This window comes from Flavobacterium arundinis, from assembly GCF_038289855.1.
Taxonomy (GTDB): Bacteria; Bacteroidota; Bacteroidia; order Flavobacteriales; family Flavobacteriaceae; genus Flavobacterium; species Flavobacterium arundinis.
On record NZ_JBBYHR010000008.1, the window covers coordinates 156,998 to 174,990 of the forward strand.

Genomic DNA, 17,993 nt, shown 5'->3' on the forward strand with positions numbered 1-17,993 from the left:
GCTATTATTTTTTACCTTTATTTTTAGCACCAGCGTGGCCCCTGAAAGAGCGCGTTGGCGAAAATTCTCCTAATTTATGACCTACCATATTCTCTGTAACGTAAACCGGTACGAATTGACGACCGTTGTGTACTGCGATAGTCTGCCCAACAAAATCCGGGGTAATCATAGAAGCGCGAGACCATGTCTTAACTACTCCTTTGTTACCTTTCTCGATATTTTCCTGAACTTTCTTATCCAACTTATAGTGAACGAAAGGTCCTTTCTTTAATGAACGTGCCATATCTTACTTATTATTTCTTTCTACGTTCTACGATATACTTATTACTCGGGTTAACTTTAGAACGAGTCCTGTAACCTTTAGCCGGGATACCCTTCCTTGAACGTGGGTGACCTCCTGAAGAGCGTCCTTCACCACCACCCATTGGGTGATCAACAGGGTTCATCGCTACTGGTCTTGTCCTCGGCCTTCTGCCTAACCAACGTGACCTACCGGCTTTACCGGAAACGATCAACTGGTGGTCAGAGTTGGAAACTGCACCAATCGTAGCAGTACAGGTAAGAAGGATCAACCTTGTCTCGCCTGAAGGCATTTTGATGGTAGCATATTTTCCGTCCCTTGCCATTAGCTGTGCAAAAGTACCGGCACTACGAGCAATAACAGCTCCTTGTCCCGGACGTAGCTCAATACAAGATATAACAGTTCCTAGAGGAATTTTGCTTAGGGGTAAAGCGTTACCAATTTCAGGCTGTGCATCAGCACCTGAAGTAACAACCTGGCCTACCTGAAGCCCATTTTGTGCAATGACGTATGTTTTCTCACCATCAGCATAATACAATAGTGATATAAATGCTGAACGGTTCGGATCGTATTCGATTGTCTTAACTGTAGCAGGAACACCCACTTTAGTTCTTTTGAAATCGATCATACGATACCTTTGCTTGTGACCACCGCCTGTATAACGCATGGTCATTTTTCCTTGACTATTTCTACCGCCTGAGTTTTTTTTCGGTGCGATCAATGAACGCTCCGGCTTATCAGTTGTAATAGTGTCAAAGCTATTTACAACTCTAAAACGCTGACCCGGGGTAATAGGTTTTAATTTTCTAACTGACATTTTCTATTAGATATTATTATAAAAATCTATTGTTTCACCTTCCTGTACTTGTACAATTGCTTTTTTGTAAGCATTTGTCTTTCCTGAGATCAAGCCACTCTTAGTGTACTTAACCGATCTATCAGCCCTGTAATTCATTGTGTTTACGTTAACAACAGCAACTCCGTATGCAGCTTCAACCGCATTTTTGATCTGGATTTTGTTTGCTTTTTTGCTAACCACAAAACCAAAACGGTTGAAAACTTCTCCGTCTTTGGTAATTTTTTCAGTTACGATAGGTTTAATTATGATACTCATGGCCTGTTATTTGCTTAAATTTTCCTCAATTCCTTCTAAAGCACCTTCCAAAAGAACTAAATTATTTGCGTTTAAAATCGCATAAGTATTTAACTCTGAAGTAGTTACAACATTAGAAGCCTTTAAATTGCGTGACGACAAATATACATTTTTATTTGTATCACCCAACACAATTAAAGATTTTTTGTTCTCTAACCCTAAAGCTTTCAAAAAGTTAAGGAAATTCTTAGTGCTTGGAGCGTCGAATTCGAAGTTCTCAATTACAGTAAGATTTGACTCCTGAGCTTTCATTGTGAAGGCTGATTTCCTTGCTAAACGCTTAAGGTTTTTATTAAGCTTGAAGGAATAGCTTCTTGGCCTTGGGCCGAAAATTGTACCTCCACCTTTAAACAAAGGGTTCTTAATACTACCCGCACGGGCTGTACCGGTTCCTTTTTGCTTTTTGATCTTGCGTGTACTTCCAGTTACCTCAGCTCTTTCTTTAGCTTTGTGGGTTCCCTGCCTTTGGTTAGCAAGATATTGCTTAACGTCCAGGTATACAGCATGCTTATTAGGCTCAATTGCGAATACTGAATCAGAAAGAGTGATCGTCCTGCCAGTTTCTTTTCCGTTGATATCTAATACTTTTACTTCCATTACTTCTGAATGATTACATAAGAGTTTTTGTGTCCAGGGATCGCCCCTTTTATCACAAGCAGGTTCTTATCAGCCACTACTTTTAAAACTCTAAGGTTTTGTACTGTTACATTGTCTCCTCCTGTTCTTCCTGCCATGCGCATCCCTTTGAATACACGTGAAGGATATGATGATGCTCCAACAGAACCCGGCGCCCTAAGACGGTTGTGCTGACCGTGAGTAGCCTGTCCAACACCACCAAAACCGTGACGTTTTACAACACCCTGGAAACCTTTACCTTTAGACACACCCTGTACATCTACGAATTCGCCTTCAGCGAAAACATCTACAGTAAGGACATCGCCTAACTTGTGCTCATTCTCAAATTGGAATTCAACGACTTTTTTCTTCGCAACAGTACCTGCTTTCTTAAAGTGGCCAAGAGCCGCTTTAGTAGCATGTCTTTCTGCTTTGTCATCGAAACCAAGTTGCAACGCTTCATACCCGTCAACCTCGTTGGTTCTGACTTGGGTAACAACGCATGGGCCAGCTTCGATTACGGTACAAGGGATGTTTTTCCCGTTCTCGTCGAAAATACTGGTCATGCCGATCTTTCTACCAATTAACCCAGACATATTAAACTTTTATAAATTAATAAATTGAGAACAGCGCATACTGCTCCCTTAAGAGGGCGCAAAGTTAATTATCTTTTTGGTATACACAACACTTTACAAATAGTTTTTTGTAAGTTTTTTGCACATAACATCAAGAAAATAAATTTATTACATAACACATAACGCTTTACGCCGCTATTTTATAAAAAAAGCCCCGACACCAGTCGGGGCTCCATTTATCTTTTGTATGATTTATCACACTTTGATCTCAACTTCCACACCACTAGGAAGCTCCAGTTTCATTAGAGCATCGATAGTTTTAGAAGAAGAACTGTAAATATCAAGAAGCCTTTTGTAAGAGCTTACCTGGAACTGCTCCCTTGATTTTTTGTTTACGTGCGGAGAACGCAGTACGGTAAAAATCTTTTTGTGGGTAGGCAACGGGATTGGACCTGTTACCACTGCGCCTGTACTTTTTACAGTCTTAACGATCTTCTCGGCTGACTTGTCAACAAGGCTGTGATCGTATGATTTTAATTTTATTCTGATTTTTTGACTCATTTTCTTTTTAATTAAGCGTTACCTTTTGCTTTTTTAATAACCTCGTCCGCAATGTTGTTTGGCGTCTCAGCATAGTGAGAGAACTCCATTGTAGAAGTAGCACGTCCTGAAGATAGTGTCCTTAGGGTAGTTACATAGCCGAACATCTCAGAAAGAGGCACACTGGCTTTAACTACTTTAGAACCTGCCCTGTCGTCCATGTTATTGATCTGTCCGCGACGACGGTTAAGGTCACCCACGATATCACCCATGTTCTCTTCCGGTGTAAGCGCCTCAAGTTTCATGATTGGCTCAAGGATAACAGCGCCGGCAGCTTTAGCAGCTTCTTTGTAACCCATTTTGGCTGCAAGTTCGAAAGAAAGTGCATCCGAGTCAACCGGGTGGAATGAACCGTCAAGAAGTACAACCTTCATACTGTCCATTTCATAACCTGCAAGAGGACCCTGCTTCATAGCTTCTCTGAAGCCTTTTTCGATAGCCGGGATAAACTCTTTAGGGATGTTACCACCTTTAACTTCGTTAACGAACTGAAGCCCCATTGGAACTTTTCCTTCAACTTCGTCTGCTGGCCCTAGGCGGAATACGATATCACCAAATTTACCACGACCACCGGATTGCTTTTTATAAGTTTCCCTGTGCTGTGCCACACGTGTGATAGCTTCTTTGTACTCTACCTGAGGCTCACCCTGATTAACCTCTACCTTAAACTCACGTTTAAGACGGTCTACAAGGATGTCAAGGTGAAGCTCACCCATACCTGAGATGATCGTTTGTCCTGAAGCATGGTCAGTCCTGACAGTAAACGTTGGGTCTTCTTCAGCAAGTTTAGCCAAAGCCATACCCATTTTATCAACGTCGGCCTTAGTTTTAGGCTCAACTGCGATACCGATTACCGGATCAGGGAAGTTCATACTTTCAAGCACTATCGGGTGTTTCTCATCAGAAAGGGTATCCCCTGTCTTGATATCTTTAAAACCTACAGCTGCACCAATATCACCTGCCTCGATGTACTCGATAGGGTTTTGCTTGTTAGCGTGCATCTGGTAGATACGCGAGATACGCTCTTTATTACCTGAACGATTGTTAAGGATGTAAGAACCTGCATCAAGGCGGCCTGAATAAGCCCTGAAGAACGCAAGGCGTCCTACGTAAGGGTCAGTAGCGATCTTGAAAGCAAGTGCCGCGAACGGCTCAGTAACCGATGGCTTACGTGTAACAGGCTCATCTGTATCAGGGTTTGTACCTTCGATAGCTTCTTTGTCCATTGGAGAAGGAAGGAATTTACAAACCGCGTCAAGCATGAACTGAACACCTTTATTTTTAAAAGAAGAACCACAAAGCATTGGAATAATAGCCATATCGATGGCAGCTTTCCTAAGCGCTTCATTAATTTCGTCTTCGGTAATAGAATCTTCATCTTCCATGAATTTCTCAAGAAGGTTCTCATCATAAGCAGCAACTTCTTCGATAAGCTGTGCCCTGTATTGGTGAGCCTCTTCTTTCATATCTTCAGGGATAGGAACGATATCGAATGTAGCGCCCTGAGTTTCGTCATGCCATATGATTGCCTGGTTTTTGATAAGGTCTACAACACCCCTAAAGTCAGCCTCGTCACCGATCGGAAGTACGATAGGCACGGCGTTTGACTTAAGCATGTCTTTTACCTGCTGGCAAACCATAAGGAAGTTAGATCCCTGACGGTCCATTTTATTCACAAAGCCCATACGCGGCACTTTGTAGTTATCAGCAAGCCTCCAGTTCGTTTCAGACTGCGGCTCAACACCGTCAACAGCACTGAAAAGGAACACAAGGCCATCAAGTACCCTTAGGGAACGGTTTACCTCAACGGTAAAGTCAACGTGTCCCGGAGTATCGATAATATTGAAATGGTAATCCTTAGAATCAGAGGTAGTTTTACCCTGGTCCGTAGGGAAGCTCCATGTACAGGTAGTTGCCGCAGAGGTGATGGTAATACCCCTCTCCTGCTCCTGCGCCATCCAGTCCATGGTTGCTGCTCCATCGTGTACCTCACCTATCTTGTGGGATTTACCCGTATAGAAAAGGATACGCTCGGTAGTTGTTGTCTTACCCGCATCAATGTGGGCAGCAATACCAATGTTTCTTGTATATTTTAAGTCTCTTGCCATTTTAAATGTTTTTCTTTTTCTTTATGATTATGAATTAAAACCTAAAGTGAGAGAATGCTTTATTCGCCTCTGCCATTTTATGAGTATCCATCCTCTTTTTAACAGCAGCTCCTTCTTCTTTAGCAGCAGCTAAAATTTCAGAAGCAAGCCTTTGAGCCATAGATTTCTCGTTTCTTCTTCTTGCATAAAGTATCATCCATTTCATCGCCATAGAGATCTTCCTGTCCGGACGGATCTGCATTGGTATCTGAAATGTAGCACCGCCCACCCTGCGGCTACGTACTTCTACGTGCGGCATAACGTTAGTCAATGCATCTTTCCATGTTTCAAGCGATGATTTTTCAGCATCTTGCTTTTTAGCTTCTACGATATCAATAGCATCATAGAATACTTTGAAAGCGGTTGATTTTTTACCATCCCACATTAAGTTATTTACAAAACGTGTAACTAATTGGTCATTAAACCTTGGATCTGGTAAAAGAGGTCTTTTTTTGGCCTGTCTTTTTCTCATGTCTTTTTCTTAAACGTTTTTAAAATTACTTTTTCTTTGCGGGTGCAGCTGCCTGCCCTGGCTTAGGTCGTTTTGCTCCGTACTTAGACCTGCGTTGTGTCCTTCCGGCTACACCTGCAGTATCCAAAGCACCACGAACGATGTGATACCTTACTCCTGGTAAATCTTTTACCCTTCCGCCTCTAACTAATACTATCGAGTGCTCTTGAAGATTGTGTCCTTCTCCGGGAATGTACGCATTCACCTCATTACCATTAGTCAAACGTACCCTCGCAACTTTACGCATCGCAGAGTTTGGTTTTTTTGGTGTTGTGGTGTACACACGTGTACAAACGCCCCTTCTTTGAGGACAAGAATCTAAAGCAGCCGATTTACTCTTCTTAGTTATCTGGGCTCTCCCTGTTCTTACTAATTGTTGAATTGTTGGCATAATTAAATACTAAAAATTTCTTTTGATTAAAAATCCCGCTTTTTACGGGGTTGCAAATGTAGAAATTAAAATTTACAAAACAAATTGTAAATCATTAATTTTCAAACCCATTCGGCAACAAACCGCCTGCGCATATTTTTTCAGTTATTTTTGCGTTATTTTTACAGCTAACAAATCCCGGATTGAAAAATCTCATCCTAATATATATAGTATCCTTCGCTTTTTTTTCGGCAAAAGCACAAACCCTTTACCTGAAAGCAGAAGGCAGCAGTATATTGGAAACCAAAATAATCGACTCCATCCCTTACAGCAAGATGCACACAAATGCAAAATCGGTTGCCGATGAAGCTGCATCGCTATCTAACACTTTACTAAAGAGCGGCTATCTGGAGAACCGCGAACTGGCCCATATTAAGGTAAACGATTCCACCTTTGTATATTCTTTTTCTGTTGGCCGGAAAACAAGCAGCATCAATATATACACAGGACATATCCCGAAAGAGGAAAAAGACCTCCTCGACATCACAAAGGACACTATAATAATGGCCATGGCCGATGTGGAGCCTTTCATGAACAGTAGCATTGCTGCACTGGAACGAAAAGGGTACTCCCTCAGCTCTCTCCAGCTGACAGATTACACAAAAAACAATAATACCCTCACAGCCCGCCTGAATGTAAAAACCGAAAAGAAACGAACCCTCGACAACATCGTGATAGAAGGCTATCCGAAATTCCCCGAAGGTATTCGCAAAAATATCGCAAAGCAGTACAAAGGAAAAACATTTAACCAGGAAAACCTGCAACGGGTTTATAATGATTTCAACTCCCTGCGATTCGTAAGCCAGGTGCGCTACCCGGAGATACTCTTTAAAAAGGACACTACTAAAGTATATGTGTATTTACAAAAAGCAAAGCCGAATACTTTTGACGGATTCATAGGCTTTTCTAACGACGAGCAAAGCAACGTGATCTTCAACGGCTACCTTGACCTTAACCTGAACAATGTGCTGAACTCAGGAGAAAAATTCAACCTGTTCTGGAAAAGCGATGGCCAGAAGCAGACGACATTCAACGTTGCTACAGAATTACCCTATTTATTCAGAACTCCGGTAGGCCTCAAGGCGAGCCTCAGGATTTTCAAACAGGACAGCACTTTCCAAAACACTGTGACTGACATCAACGTGGGTTATTATTTCAGCTACAATTCAAAATTATATATAGGACACCAAAAAACGCAGTCGGTAGATATACAGAATAGCAATACAGCTACCCTGAGCGATTACAGTAATGCTTTCTGGACATCCAGCTACGAGTTTACCGACTTTAATGTGGATGATTTTCTTTTTCCCGAAAAAACATCCTTACTTTTAAAAGGCGGACTGGGAAAACGAAATGCCAAAACCGGAGACAGCGACCAATACTTTGCACAGATAAATGCATCGCACAACATTTACCTCAATAAAAAAAATATAATCAACCTTAAGAACCACACCTGGTACCTGAAAAGCAACACTTATATAATTAATGAGCTTTACCGGTTTGGAGGCATTAATTCTATCCGGGGTTTCAATGAAAACAGTTTGCAGGCCAGCCTCTATACCGCACTAATGGCAGAGTACCGATATACCCTCTCCCCTACTATGTATATGCACTCTATTACGGATTACGGATATTTTCAGGACAAAGCTTCGGGCGCCGAAGGCAAACTGCTTGGCCTGGGTTTTGGTTTTGGCTTATTTACAAAAACCGGCCTTTTTAATATTATTTATGCTAATGGCAGCACTGAAAACCAACAAATAAAGCTATCAAATTCGATTGTACACATTAGCTTTAAAACAACTTTTTAACATTTACTCCTACACAAAAACACAAAATCTTACTAAAACTCTAAATTATATCATAAAATTTTTGGTTTTGTAAATAGTTCGTCAGATATTTGATACACTAACTCAAATTTTTTTCAATGAAAACAAAGCTACACGTTTTATTAACGCTGCTCTTTGCGTTAATGATGCAAATTTCGTTTGCACAGGAGAGGACAGTATCAGGTACTGTTACAGACGAAGCGGGATTCCCGATCCCCGGGGTTAATGTAGTGGTGAAAGGCACCACTACGAGCACCCAAACCGATTTTGATGGTAAATACCAGATACAGGCAACTCCGCAACAGGTGCTCGTATTTAGTTACATCGGGATGGGTACCACCGAAATTTCGGCTGCTTCTGCCACTATCAACCCAACACTAAAAGATTCGGCAACCGAATTGGAAGGCGTTGTAGTTACTGCAGTAGGTATCCGCAGGGAAAGATCTTCTATCGGTGCCGCAACCACCACTCTTAAATCGGATGAAGTCCTCAGGGGGCAGCAGGTGAACATTGCCGATGCTATTAAAGGTAAAGTGGCAGGTGTTGTTATCTCCAACAGCTCTACAGATCCCGGCGCATCATCAAGTATCATTATTCGCGGTATTAAATCAATTTCAAAGAATAACCAGCCGCTTTATGTAATAGATGGCGTGCCTATTCTGGACCAGGCTAATTCTTCATCTGACCTGACTAACGGCTATGACTTTGGTAATGGAGCGGCTGACATTAACCCGCAGGATATTGAGACCATGACTATCCTGAAAGGTGCCTCTGCAACGGTACTTTACGGCTCAAGGGCTGCAGGCGGAGCGATCATCATTACTACCAAAAAAGGAAAAGAAGGAAAAATGGTAATTGAATATACCAACTCCACTTCCTTTACCCAGATCAACAGGACTCCTAAGTACCAGTCTACTTACGGACAGGGGTGGGATGGCGTGCATTATCTTATAGAAAACGGATCATGGGGAGCGCCTTTTGACGGCCTGCCGAGAGTTTGGGGCCATGTTGTAAACAACAGCCAGCTACTAAAGCCTTACTCTTTCCAGAAAGACCAGCTTGAAAACTTTTTCACGACCGGTACTTCAAGGATAAATTCATTCAATGTTTCCGGAGGACACGGCGACAGCACGGTACGCCTTTCGTACACGAACACACAACAGGACGGTATATACCCTACGGATGCCGACTCTTTTGAGAGGAATGTATTGAGTCTTTCGGGAACTTCAAAAGTAAAAAACATCAGCATAAGCGGAACCATGAACTATGTGAGCAACGCCGGCAGGAGTATAGGTACAGGCCAGGGTGTAACTGTTTATAACAACCTGATGCAGATACCCAACGATATCCCTATCTCAGAATTTTCAGACTATACAGGCGACTTTCACAACATAGATAACTACTACACGCCATACGGGGTTGCCAACCCTTACTTTACACTAAATGAAAATGGCGCAAAAAACCGCAAGGAGCGCGTATACGGATCGTTTGAATTCAACTACGCTATCAACAGCTGGTTTAATACAACCTATCGTTTTGGTATGGACTTTTCTACTGAAAGAAGCAAAGTATGGACAGCACGTATTGATGCTTCTCCCGGCAGCCCGAATGACGGTTCTACTACTGAAGGCCCCGGAAGCTACGCTGAAAGCTACAATCACGCCAAACTTATAAATCATGATATCCAGATGAATTTCGATTTTGAGCTTGCCGAAAAACTAAGGCTTCAGACAACAGCAGGTTTCAATATCTGGGACGAGCAGTACAGCAGCCTTGGCGCATCGGTAGCCAGCCAGGATATACCGGGCTTTTACAATCTCGCAAACAGTTCACAGATCCCAACTGTCGCAACAAACATGACGAGCAACAAGCTTTACGGCCTTTATGATACCGCTACCCTTTCTTATGATGACCAGATTTTCCTTACCGGAAATCTCAGGAACGACTGGTTCTCCAACCTTCCGGAAGCAAACAGGTCGAAACTGTATGCCGGTGGAAATGTGAGCTGGGTATTTACACGGACTTTTAGTGGTATAGAAAAAGTACTGAACTACGGTAAACTGAGGGTTGGTTATGCAAGCGTAGGTGTAGGTACTCTTCCCTACCAGGTTAATGCTGTGAATACCCAGACCGATGTACTTATGGGTTTTGGTAATCTTACCTTCCCTATAAACGGAATAAACGCGTACGGGATAGGTAACCGCATGGAAAATCTGGACCTGAAACCTGAAGTTAAAACTGAGTTTGAAGTAGGTACGGAATTATCTTTCTTTAACAACCGGATAACTATCGATGCTACCTATTTTGATGCCAAGACCAAAGACCAGATCCTTGCGCTTCCTTTAGCGCCGAGTACAGGATATACCTCGCAGCAGGCCAACGTTGGTACGCTTCGTACAAAAGGTTTTGAAGGGCTTATCAATATCAACTGGATAAGGAGCACTGACGGATTCAACTGGAGTTCAAGTGTAAATTACTCAAAATATAATAGTGTTCTGGAAGAACTTGACCCAAGGATCGACCAGGTAAACCTGGGGGGCCTTACCACCTATGAATACTTAGCAGTAAAAGGACAGAATGTAGGGCTTATTAAAGGATATGTTCCTGAAACAGACACTAACGGAAATGTGGTTGTAGATGTTAATGGTATACCTGTTGCTGCTTCTACAAAACAAATTTATGGCGATACGCAATACGATTATACCATGGGTATCGGCAATAACTTTAGCTGGAAAGGCCTGTCGCTTGACTTTACCTTCGATATCCGCCAGGGAGGGCTAATGTATTCAAGGACTGCTGATATTACAAGGTTTACCGGTAACTCCATTACGACAATGTATAATGACAGGCAGCCGTTTGTTGTTCCGAACTCCGTAGTGAAAAACGTGGCTGATGATGGCACTGTTTCCTACTCGCCAAACACTACACCTGTTGAAAGGGAATATATGGACGACTATTACCGCGCCGATGCCAACGCACGTGCCAACGTAATCGACAAGTCATTTGTAAAGCTTCGTGAGGTAGTACTTAGCTATAAGTTCCCTTCAAAAATTTTAGAAAGAACACAAATACAGTCACTTACATTTTCTGTAATCGGGCGTAACCTGTTCTTGTGGACTCCGAGCAACAACCAGTTCATCGACCCTGAGGTTTCAACATTTGGTAACGACCTTGCCGGGCAGTTTGGTGAATTTAGCGCTAACCCATCAACAAGGAGCCTTGGTTTCAGCTTAAAAGCAACATTCTAATAAAATAACTATGAAAAATATAAATAAGTTTTTAATCCTTTTTATTGCAGGGCTTTTTATAGCCTCGTGTGATGAAAAACTGGACATCAACACTGACCCAAACTATCCGGCCAACATTAACGCAAGCCTTGCGCTTACCTCTGCCGAGGCAACACTGGCGGCGGTTGCAGGAGGCGAATTTACGAACCTTGGCGGATTTTACGCGCAGTACTACACACAATCTCCAAGTGCAAGCCAGTTTGAGAATATCGACTCCTACAACCTCAACACGGCTTATGCCAATACACCCTGGACACAATTGTATTCCGGTGTACTTACCGATTTAAAGTATGTAACCGATAAATCGGCCGAATCGGGTGACACTGCTACAGCACTTATGGCCGAAGTATTGCGTGGCTATACGTACCAGCTATTAGTAGACCTTTTTGGCGATGTACCTTATGCCGAAGCGTTACAGGAAGGCAATATAACGCCATCTGTAACACCCGGTGAAGAAATTTATGCCGATGTAATCAGCAGGATCGATGCAGCAATTGCTGCATATGAGGCAGACCCTACCGAATCTGAAGCAAAATTGCAGGATGTGATTTTTGAAAGTGATATGGACAAGTGGGTTCAGTTTGCCAATACTCTTAAACTTAGAATGTACATTCGTATGTCCTATACATCACAGGCAAACCCTACCGCTGCTCTGGCTCTTGTTACTGAAGGAAACCTATTGACCGAAGATGCCAAGTTTGGACTCTTTAACGAATCTGCAGATAAAAGAAACCCTTTCTATGAAACGTTCCTTTCGCAAACAGGATTAGGTGATGTTAACCATATTGCAAGCAACACGATACATGACTTTTATGTAGAGAATAATGATCCGCGACTTGAAGCTGCTTTCAGGGCAAGCAACACCGGAACATACACTTCTATACAACAAGGTACGGGTAACACCTTTAACAATACGGCGATATCATATGCGCGCCCTAATATTGGCCCAACTACACCGGTATACTTTATCACTGCATCAGAGAGCTACTTCCTGCAGGCAGAAGCGCTTATCCGTTATTCAGGTGGAACAGGAGCGAAAGAGAAATATGATGCAGGCATCGCCGCTTCATTCGCTACATATACCGCCGACTTTGGCCTTACAGGTGCTGTTGCTACAGACTTTACAAATGCAGGCGGAGCCTATGAATACCAGGCTGGCGCCAATGTTGAAACTACAGTAAGGCAGGTGATTATCCAGAAATGGGCAGCCCTTGCCTCAGTAAACAACATTGAGGCGTATATAGAAGCGACAAGGACAAAATTCCCTGAAGTTGTAGAGGAAGGCAGTGAGGACTATGCCATAGGAAACCGCATACCATCAGCAATTTCCATACTACCGGGCACAACTATACCAAGCATCCTGTTCTACCCGGACAGTGAAGTGAACAGGAACCCGAACATCACCCAAAGATCGTCTATCACCGAAAATGTGTGGTGGGATCAAAAACCAGAATAAATAAAAAACTATGAAAAATATATATAAAAAAGGATTGGGGCTGATAGCGGTAATACTCGCTTTCACCTCGTGCAGCCCGGATGAAGGGATTCACTCTACGGTCACAAATTACCCTATTATAACTGTTGCAGGAGACGAAACTATATTCCTCGATGAAGGAGAAGCCTTTACTGATCCTGGCGCTACTGCAACAATTGGCGATAGTGAAGTTCCTGTAGATGTCAAATATGTAGGCAGGTACCGCGGCAATGTTTTTACCGGAACATTAGATACGAGTATCGCTGATATATATACAGCAGAATATTCAGCTGTAAATGAAGATGGTTTTGCAGGTGTTGCAACAAGGCAAATTATTGTTGCCAATACTGGTGACCTCGTTAACAGTATTGAAGGCCTTTACACATCAACGGTATTTAGGAATGGGTCCCAGGGCTCACCAGCATCTGCTTACACAGATATTGAATATATACTGATATGGAAAAATGACGATGGTACTTATGAAGTATCCGACTCATTTGGCGGATGGTATCTGTTTGCACGTGCAATAGCCGATTCTGAAACGCCGGGTGGTATTATTGTAGCTAATGACATTCCTGCCAATGATTTTAGCTTTCCGGGAACGCAGACAAATCTTTATTTTGGAGGATCATCGGAAATAGAAGATCTTGAGGTTAATCCTGTAACAAAGACTCTCGTACTTACTACATCATGGGAGACTACCCCACCAGTCACTAATTACACCTTTGTATCAACATTAGAACAGGTTCAATTTTAAAAGCAAACTCTTATGAAGAATATAAAATTAAATATAAAACTTATACTTCTCGGCGTATTCTCACTTGCTGCCTTTACAGCCTGTGATGAAGATGGATATGCCGATTATGATGCCGGAGGAACCAAAACCCAGAAGCTAAATGGTGAATTCTGGATTGATATTGCCGATGCCGATGGAAACGTTTATGTAGCACATGCGCTGCATAAATTGTATGACATGAACGGAGAACTGGTTATCACCGACAGGGTTGGCTCTGACGATTCTTTTACAGGATGGTATACTGAGGCTGTGCTTGACTATGATCTGGAAAACCTTACTTTCAGTGCTACAGATGCCGAAAATACCGCGGATGATTCTGTAGTGACCATTACCGAGGGAAAAATACTAAAAGGAGCAGGCCGTTCCAGAACCGGCGCTGTTACAGACAGCATTTATTTTAAGGCTGTGTTTGACTATGACCCGGGGACTGTACTAACCTTCGCTGGTACCAGAAGGACAGGCTTTGAGGAAGATGAATATTAGTATTTATAATATTGCTATCAAAACCATCCCAAAACGGGGTGGTTTTTTTATACCTTTGCCCCATGGAAAAAGAACACCAGATATTCGGCATAAGGGCTATCATTGAGGCCCTGAACTCAGGTAAGGAAATAGACAAGGTTTTTATACAGAAGGATGCCGATGGCGACCTCATGCGCGACCTCATGAAAACGATGAAGCGCCTTAACGTCAATTTCTCATATGTGCCTGTAGAAAAGCTGAACCGCCTTACACCGAATAACCACCAAGGCGCTGTTGCCACCATTGCCCCTATTGCCTTCCACAAGCTGGAAACATTAGTGGAAACGGTAATGGAAAGCGGCAAGATGCCATTGTTCCTTATCCTGGATCAATTGTCGGACGCACGCAACTTCGGAGCTATAATCCGTACTGCAGAGTGTACCGGTGTAGATGGGATCATCGTACAAAAGCAGGGGTCCGCTCCTGTAAACGGTGATACGGTAAAAACTTCGGCAGGTGCGGTGTTCAACGTGCCTATCTGTAAAGTAGAGCACATTAAGGATGCTATTTTCCACCTTCAGGGATCGGGCATCAAAACCGTTGCCGCCACTGAAAAGACCGAAGACAGCATTTATGACATAAAGCTAAACGAACCGCTGGCCATCATCATGGGATCTGAAGACAGGGGAATTAACCCATCGGTACTTAAGATCGTTGATGAGAAGGCTAAACTACCCATGTTTGGGACAATTGGGTCGCTTAACGTATCTGTAGCGTGTGGGGCTTTTTTGTATGAAACAGTAAGGCAGAGGGGCTAAATTTCAGAAGATAGATTGCTTCGCCAGTTCGGACTATGCCCTCGGGTCAGATCGGGCTTCGCTCATCATGCAAGATCCTTAATCTATATCATTCAGTTTTAAATAAAAAACCGGGGCGGCCAATGGCCGCCCCGGTTGCATTACAACTACTAACGTAAACCTATACTAGTTAACTATGATCTTAACTGTATATACTTTGTTGGAATGTACCTTCAGGATATAGGTTCCTGTTGGCAGGCTTTGGTTGATCAGTGAGAAATTATAGTCCTCTATGTTTTTGGAGGTATAGAACAGGTTGCCTGTCATGTCGAACATATCGATCTGGTCGATACGGTACTTCGATTTGATGAAGGTACGCTCTCCTGCTTTTGCCGGGTTAGGGTACACCATCAGCGCGTCCTGCCCCTTCCATTCTTGATTCCCGGCAGTATTGTCCACCTGGAAGCTGATCCTGTTGGAAACTTCATTATACGAATCGTCTGTAAAAATTACGATAAAGTAGCCTCCCGCCTCTGTTGGCAGCTTGTCGTCCGGCAATGCCATTGTGCCTTCCGGTTGGCCGTCAAAATACGTATAGCTTACCAGCTGATCAACATTGGGTTCATCACCTTCATGGTAAATCCCGATCCAGTCCTTGATGATACCCGGCGCATCAGTCCAGGTAGCAATAATGTTCTCATTCAGGTTATACACCGTTTTGTTGATGGCCAGCTGTGTGATCATTGTACCCACCTGGAAGAAAGCCTTTTCACCAACAGCATTGTAGCCGTCCTGCAGCAGGTACTGTGCATAGTAGTAGCCGTCTGCCAGCCCGCTGTACGTAAAGCTTCCCTGTGCCGAAGTAACATAATCCCAGTCTGTTGAGCCAATCTGCCCGGGTACCTGCCCTACTTTGTAAATACCTATCCAGTCCTGTGCAAGGTGCGGCGCATCGGTAAAGTTCACCGTAACTGTCTCTCCCGACTGGTATGCCGGCTGGGTGGTGGTAAGTACCACATTCGGGCCGACATAAAAATAGATCCTGTCGGCAATTTCGGTGTAGCTGTCATTTTCAAAAAGGGCAGCATAATACCATCCCGGCTGGGTAAGCCCGTTGGTAAAGGTATGCGTGCCGCTTACCTGCCCGCCAGTATATGTCCACAATTGCGCAGGGCTTGACGATCCCGGGGTTTGGTCGTTGCGGTACAGGCCTATCCAGTCGGTATTGTTTCCCGGCGTGTCTGAAAAGGAAACGATAATCGGCACATTCGGAAGATACGCCAATGTATCCAGCTGGATTTGCGTATTGGCAAATGTACTGTTGATCACATTAAAGGATTTCACCTCGCTCCATTCGCTCCAGTTCAGGTTGCGGTCGCGGTGGCGTGCCTTTACAAAATACTGGCCGTTCGGCATATCGCCGTTTGCCAGCGTAAGCTTGGTTATATCAACATTCAGGTTGACGTTAGCCGTTGTATCTACCTGTGTGCCTACAGGGCCAAAAAGGTCTTCAAAATCACGGTACACGTCTTTTTCGACGATGCTGAAATCCTGCGTTTTGCCGATCATGAATTGTGTAGAGTTCAGTTCCTGGTTGCTTTCTGTAGCATACGGCGTTGTCTGAAGGGTAAGCGGCAGCTCAACGTCGTTGCCCGTCAGCTCATTGATTATTTGCGGCTGTGTTGGTGATTCCAGGCCAAGGTAGCGGTGGAATTCATCCATCAGCTGGTTATTTTTCCATTGGTACACACTGCCTATAGAGTAGGCTTCCACATCAAACGTGCCGTTGTTCACATCAATATCGATAATCTGGTAAATCCAGTTGGAAATCGTTTTTTGCACGTCGTCAAAATTCTCCTCCACGGCCATGCCCCAGTACTGGTCCCATGCCACACCGCCGGAAATGATCTGGTATGTTGGCGTATTTTTAAGCTGCCCCCTGTGGTACAGGTGGTGGTGCGCGCCTATGTGCAATATGTGTTTGGATGAAGCGGTAAGCAATGGCATGGCGTTGTTGCGCACCCATGGCGAAATGTCGCCCACATACTGCTCTGCCTGGTAAGGCCTGTGGCCAAGGGAAATGATCCAGTCTACCGTATCATCATTATCGGCAGCTTCTACAACCTGGGCTACCCAGGCCAGCTGTGCTGCACCGGTATGCTCGGTATCCATTGCGATGAACAGGGTGTTACCCACCTGGTTGGCGTAGTAATTCTCGGTACCTGATGTTATGCCCTGGTACGACATACCGTCGAGGATGTAGTGGTCATAGTAGGCCTGCATGGCTAGAGTACCGTAGGTTTCGTGGTTGCCCACAAGCGTTTGGATAGGCAGGTAGCCGGACAACCCTTTGTTCTTTTTAAAGTGTACGTTCTCGTAGTGGTCAAGGGTACCCACATCTACCTGGTCGCCCACCATTACTGTAAGGGCAATATTATCGGCAGGGTCGTTTGCGGCACCCCATTTTTCGGCAATTTTCCTTTTGGCAGCCGAAACCAGCGAGTCGAACCTCGGTTCGTTGCGCATCTGGTTGTCGCCCAGCACCAGGAAACGCAGGTGACCGTCGGCAGTTGCAGCCTGGCCCGGAAGCGGAAGCGTTTTAAAGCTGTAGACCGCCGAAGTTTCATTGCCTGTCCTGATGCGGTAATAGTACTTGGTGTTGGCAGTAAGCCCCGTTACCTGCACGGTGTGGTAAAAATAGTTGGCCGGGTAGCCCGTGTCCGACATAATGGTGTTGGTACCGTTTACCGTGTTGGTAAGCGCATTGGCCGCAGCGCCATATTCCACTACGGATTCGGGATTGGACGATGTCTTCCAGTTGACATAAATGGAAGTTTGCGATGGCGCCTGGAGGTACGGGAATAAAGTTTGGGCCTTTACACCTATACCACAAAGCACCATGAGGAATAAATAGAACTTTTTCATGGATGTTGTGTGTTTTATTAATAGGCACAAAAGTATCCCGAATGAAAAAGAAGGCTATTAAGTAGTATTTATGTTTACTAACCGCCAATGCTAA

16 protein-coding genes are annotated in these 17,993 nt (G+C 43.9%); 6 read left to right on the top strand and 10 right to left on the bottom strand.

The window, feature by feature from the left end; translation table 11 throughout:
- Nucleotides 1-4: 4 nt before the first annotated feature.
- From rpsS to rpsL, 9 genes are all read right to left on the bottom strand, one after another.
- Nucleotides 5-283 (bottom strand): 30S ribosomal protein S19, encoded by a 279-nt coding sequence (gene rpsS / locus AAEO56_RS14420; protein WP_014085019.1) that lies wholly within the window; start codon nt 281-283, stop codon nt 5-7.
- Between the two features lie 10 nt (nt 284-293).
- Nucleotides 294-1,118: a 50S ribosomal protein L2 gene (gene rplB / locus AAEO56_RS14425; protein ID WP_341697766.1), complete on the bottom strand. Its 825-nt coding sequence runs from the start codon at nt 1,116-1,118 to the stop codon at nt 294-296.
- Between the two features lie 6 nt (nt 1,119-1,124).
- A complete protein-coding gene (gene rplW, locus AAEO56_RS14430) occupies nt 1,125-1,415 on the bottom strand; it encodes a 50S ribosomal protein L23 (protein ID WP_341697767.1) in 291 nt (96 codons plus the stop codon).
- Nucleotides 1,416-1,421: 6 nt separating this feature from the next.
- Complete coding sequence (gene rplD, locus AAEO56_RS14435; protein ID WP_341697768.1) at nt 1,422-2,051, bottom strand: 50S ribosomal protein L4; 630 nt, start codon at nt 2,049-2,051, stop codon at nt 1,422-1,424.
- Nucleotides 2,051-2,665, bottom strand: a complete 615-nt coding sequence (rplC, locus tag AAEO56_RS14440) for a 50S ribosomal protein L3 (protein WP_341697769.1) — start codon at nt 2,663-2,665, stop codon at nt 2,051-2,053. Before rplC ends, rplD begins: the two co-directional genes overlap by 1 nt.
- A gap of 234 nt (nt 2,666-2,899) precedes the next feature.
- Nucleotides 2,900-3,205 carry a 30S ribosomal protein S10 gene (gene rpsJ / locus AAEO56_RS14445; protein ID WP_128388592.1) on the bottom strand — a complete coding sequence of 102 codons (306 nt, stop codon included), beginning with the start codon at nt 3,203-3,205 and terminating at the stop codon, nt 2,900-2,902.
- Nucleotides 3,206-3,216: 11 nt separating this feature from the next.
- Nucleotides 3,217-5,352 (bottom strand): elongation factor G, encoded by a 2,136-nt coding sequence (gene fusA, locus AAEO56_RS14450; RefSeq protein WP_341697770.1) that lies wholly within the window; start codon nt 5,350-5,352, stop codon nt 3,217-3,219.
- 34 nt (nt 5,353-5,386) lie between these two features.
- Nucleotides 5,387-5,863: a 30S ribosomal protein S7 gene (rpsG, locus tag AAEO56_RS14455; RefSeq protein WP_341697771.1), complete on the bottom strand. Its 477-nt coding sequence runs from the start codon at nt 5,861-5,863 to the stop codon at nt 5,387-5,389.
- A 25-nt stretch (nt 5,864-5,888) separates the two neighbouring features.
- A complete protein-coding gene (gene rpsL, locus AAEO56_RS14460) occupies nt 5,889-6,293 on the bottom strand; it encodes a 30S ribosomal protein S12 (protein ID WP_248432887.1) in 405 nt (134 codons plus the stop codon).
- A 182-nt stretch (nt 6,294-6,475) separates the two neighbouring features.
- Between rpsL and AAEO56_RS14465 the strand changes: the two genes are divergently transcribed.
- The 6 genes from AAEO56_RS14465 to rlmB all read left to right on the top strand — a co-directional run bounded on the left by AAEO56_RS14465 (nt 6,476) and on the right by rlmB (nt 14,995).
- Nucleotides 6,476-8,140 carry a BamA/TamA family outer membrane protein gene (locus AAEO56_RS14465; RefSeq protein ID WP_341697772.1) on the top strand — a complete coding sequence of 555 codons (1,665 nt, stop codon included), beginning with the start codon at nt 6,476-6,478 and terminating at the stop codon, nt 8,138-8,140.
- 116 nt (nt 8,141-8,256) lie between these two features.
- Nucleotides 8,257-11,406 (top strand): SusC/RagA family TonB-linked outer membrane protein, encoded by a 3,150-nt coding sequence (locus AAEO56_RS14470; RefSeq protein ID WP_341697773.1) that lies wholly within the window; start codon nt 8,257-8,259, stop codon nt 11,404-11,406.
- Nucleotides 11,407-11,416: 10 nt separating this feature from the next.
- Entirely contained in the window at nt 11,417-12,901 is a 1,485-nt protein-coding gene (locus AAEO56_RS14475) for a SusD/RagB family nutrient-binding outer membrane lipoprotein (protein ID WP_341697774.1), read from the top strand.
- Nucleotides 12,902-12,911: 10 nt separating this feature from the next.
- Nucleotides 12,912-13,676, top strand: coding sequence for an immunoglobulin-like domain-containing protein (locus AAEO56_RS14480; RefSeq protein WP_341697775.1), 765 nt, complete (start codon nt 12,912-12,914; stop codon nt 13,674-13,676).
- Between the two features lie 12 nt (nt 13,677-13,688).
- Entirely contained in the window at nt 13,689-14,198 is a 510-nt protein-coding gene (locus AAEO56_RS14485; protein ID WP_341697776.1) for a lipid-binding protein, read from the top strand.
- 62 nt (nt 14,199-14,260) lie between these two features.
- Nucleotides 14,261-14,995, top strand: coding sequence for a 23S rRNA (guanosine(2251)-2'-O)-methyltransferase RlmB (gene rlmB, locus AAEO56_RS14490; RefSeq protein WP_341697777.1), 735 nt, complete (start codon nt 14,261-14,263; stop codon nt 14,993-14,995).
- A 165-nt stretch (nt 14,996-15,160) separates the two neighbouring features.
- Here rlmB and AAEO56_RS14495 read toward each other — a convergent pair whose 3' ends face one another.
- A complete protein-coding gene (locus AAEO56_RS14495) occupies nt 15,161-17,899 on the bottom strand; it encodes a fibronectin type III domain-containing protein (protein ID WP_341697778.1) in 2,739 nt (912 codons plus the stop codon).
- Between the last annotated feature and the right edge of the window lie 94 nt (nt 17,900-17,993).